At 53.8% G+C, this 3,421-nt stretch carries 3 protein-coding genes; all 3 read left to right on the plus strand.

All coding sequences use genetic code 11. The annotated features are described in order from the left end of the window. The first annotated feature begins 139 nt into the window (after nucleotides 1–139). On the plus strand, nucleotides 140–1,192 hold the full coding sequence (locus tag ACI3UA_RS04570) for a galactitol-1-phosphate 5-dehydrogenase (protein ID WP_439723648.1): 1,053 nt from the start codon (nucleotides 140–142) through the stop codon (nucleotides 1,190–1,192). Nucleotides 1,193–1,234: 42 nt separating this feature from the next. Then, on the plus strand, nucleotides 1,235–1,774 hold the full coding sequence (hxlB, locus tag ACI3UA_RS04575) for a 6-phospho-3-hexuloisomerase (protein ID WP_439723649.1): 540 nt from the start codon (nucleotides 1,235–1,237) through the stop codon (nucleotides 1,772–1,774). A gap of 223 nt (nucleotides 1,775–1,997) precedes the next feature. Beyond that, nucleotides 1,998–3,421 (plus strand): BglG family transcription antiterminator (locus ACI3UA_RS04580; protein WP_439723650.1); only part of this gene is annotated, 1,424 nt, incomplete at its 3' end.

Raw genomic sequence — 3,421 nt, forward strand, 5'->3', positions numbered from 1 at the left:
CTGACGCATAGCTGACCGATACATTTCGCTATATCCTGATACATCATGCCTGATATGCCCGGCACTTTCCAGCAGGCCTTCAGGCATGGCAGAGAGGAATACGCTTACCACCAAGCTTACAGAAAGGGGAAATACATAAATGAAAGCATTGGCTTTTTATGCAAAGAGAGATTTACGTTATGAGGATGTGCCGGACCCTGTCATCGAAAAGGATGATGATGTCATTGTCAAGGTGAAGACCGTAGGCATCTGCGGCTCAGATATTGCCCGCTACCGCAACCTGGGGCCTTATGTGCCGGGCAATGTATGGGGACATGAATTTGCCGGCGAGGTTGCCAGCGTAGGCGCAGGCGTCACCAGCCTGAAGCCGGGTGACAGGGTAGTGGGCTGTCCGAACATGGTCTGCCATGAATGTGCCGCCTGCCGCAGCGGCCATCCGTCAAGGTGCGAAAAGCTGAACACCATCGGCGCCTATGTGCCGGGAGCCTTTGCGGAATACATCAAACTGCCTGCCAAAAACCTCATCAGGATGGTTGACGGCATGAGCTACGAGGAAGGCGCCCTCACCGAGCCTGCCACCGTTGCCATCCACGGCCTGTACCAGTCCAATATCCAGATGGGGCACAGCGTTGCCGTAGTGGGCTGTGGCAATATCGGGCTCATGTGCATTGCCTGGTCCAAGGCCTTCGGAGCAAAGACGGTCTACGCCCTCGACCTGGATGATGCCCAGCTGGAGCTGGCAAGGAAGTTTGGCGCTGATGTCACCATCAACACCGCTGATGTGGATTTTCACGATGAAATCCGCAAGCACTGCGACGGCGTCGACCTTGCCATCGAGTCCGCAGGCAACGCCTTTACGGCCGCCAGAGTGCTGGGCCTGCCGCGCAAGGGCGGCCAGGTTATCTACATGGGCATCCCTTACGCTGATGTGCCTGTGCCTCGCTTCTACTTTGAGAAAATCATGCGCAACGAGCTGAACATCGTAGGCTCCTGGTGCACCATCTCCGCCCCGTACCCTGGCAAGGAGTGGGAAAATGCCGTGGACTACATCGGCCATCACAAGGTAAAGGTCACCGACATGATTACCCATCAGGTGAAGCTCAGCGAAGGCCCTGCCATCTTTGAGGCAATCATGGAAAACCCTCGCAATTTCGGCAAGGTTCTGCTCTACCCTGAGCTGGACAGGCAGTAAGGCCAACTGGTAATATTGACAAGCAAGCAGAAGGTGAAAAGCATGGAATTAATGGAAATCAACGAGGAATTGAAAGCTTCCTCCCATACCATACCCGATTCAAAAATTGATGAATTCATCGCCCAGGCACAGTCCCATCCCCGCATCTTCGTATACGGCACCGGACGTTCCGGGCTGATGCTGAAGGCACTGGCCATGCGGTTTATGCAAATCGGGCTGACCGCCTTTGTGGTGGGCGAGACCACCACCCCGTCCGTAGGCAGCGGTGACCTGCTCATCGTGGCTTCTTCCTCCGGGGAGACTGCCAGCGTAGTCAGCGCCGTCAAAAGCGGCATGAAATCCGGCGCCTCCGTCCTCGCCATCACCGGCATGGGCGAATCCTCCCTGACAAGGGAAGTGGAACCGCTTATCCGCATTGAGAGCGGCAGTAAATTCAGCACTTCCTCAGCCAGTGTCCAGCCCCTGGGCAGTCTGTTTGAGCAGATGCTCCTGCTGATTTTTGACGCTGTAATCCTCAGAATGAGCCGTCAGGGCGGGGACAAAAATCAGGCCATGGCCAAGCGCCATGCCAGCATTGAGTGATACTCCCAAAATTTCCCAATTTTTCCCAATATAATTCCCAAAAATTTCCTAACCCTTATTCTCAGGTACGCTGAACATCCGCCGCCAATACCCCGGCTGCGCGTGCTCCGTACCCGGCAAGAAATCCGTTGCAATGCCTGCGGATTTTTTGTCGTATCTACAGCAATCATACCCATAAATTCCATGCTTAATATCCACTTGCCGAAGGGAGCACAGACCAGATATGAAAAAACGCAGTACCGAAATTCTCCAGAAGCTCATCCGCCATGAGCAGAAAAACTACACCCTGCAGCATTTTGCGGAAAAATATGCCGTGTCCCTGCGCACCATCAAGAATGACATCAAGGAAATCAACGAATTTATCCGACAGCTGAACCTGCCCCTGCTGGAGCTGGACGAAAACGGCCGCATCCTGCGGGGTGACGGCTTTGACGGCAGTCATCTGGCGGCCTGCCTTTATAATATGGACATATACAACTACCGTCTGTCCAACGAGGAACGGCTTCTGTACATGGTTGTCTCCCTGCTTACCAGCGACACCTACACCTCCATGCAGCGCATCAGCGACGAGCTGTGTGTCAGCCGCGCCACCATCATCAACGATTTTGACGAACTGCGCAGTTTTTTGAAGGCCTACGAGGTCTTTCTGCTTTCCGATGCCGGCAAGGGCGTTGCCCTGAAATGCCAGCCCGGAGCCAAAGTGCGCCTGCTGGCAGAGGTCTTTCGCCGCATCAACATCAACACCAAGAACGAGGGATTTTTCCAGTGCTTCATCCTGAAAAAACTGCACATCCGCTATACCTTCGCCCAGGTATTCGGCTACCTGCAGGAATACAGCCGCCTGAATGATCTGCTGCTCACGGAGGAAGTCTTCTACAGCATAGCGATTTACGCCTTTACCCTCTTTAATCTGGAAGAAGAATATCCCTGGGAGCGTCCCGGCAGTCAGGGAGCAGAGGCGGAAACCGACACCCTGCTGCAGCTGCTGCAATATACGGCAGGCCAGCTGGGAGCGCGCCTGACCGGACGCATGCAGGAGGATTTTCGCCGCTTCACGGAGGAGCATAAGCTGTCCATGTACGTACGCACCGTCGACGAGGTGGAGCTTTACAGGGTTGTCATTGATTTTCTCAGCAGCTTTCAGGCAGAGCTGTCCATGGAATTTACGCGGGACACCGCCCTTTTGAACTCCCTGCTGAACCATATCAAGAGCATGAAGGATATGACGGACGAGCAGTTTATTGAGCTGCCGGAGGCCCACGATGCGCTGATTGACTACGAAAAAATCTATCAGCTGGTATCCGCCCACGCTCATATCTTAGAAGAACTCCTGCAGTACAGGCTCAGCGACAATATGAAGCGCTCCATCGTCATCCATATCGGCGTAGCCATCATCCGGCACTATGAATACGCCGACAGGCTTTCCGTTGCCATAGTCTGCCCCGGCAGTATGGCAACAGGCAAATACCTTGAGGTGCAAATCCGCAATTACTTTGATTTTAATATTGCAGGCGTCTTTTCAGCTCACGAGGCTGAACACCTCCTGAACGCCCGCCAGCTGGATATCGCCTTTATTATCTCCACCGTCAATCTGAAAACAGACAGCTACACCGTGCTCAAGGTAAATCCTTTTCTGGATATGAAGGA

It is taken from the genome of Anaerovibrio sp. (assembly GCF_051866355.1).
Taxonomy (GTDB): Bacteria; Bacillota; Negativicutes; order Selenomonadales; family Selenomonadaceae; genus Anaerovibrio.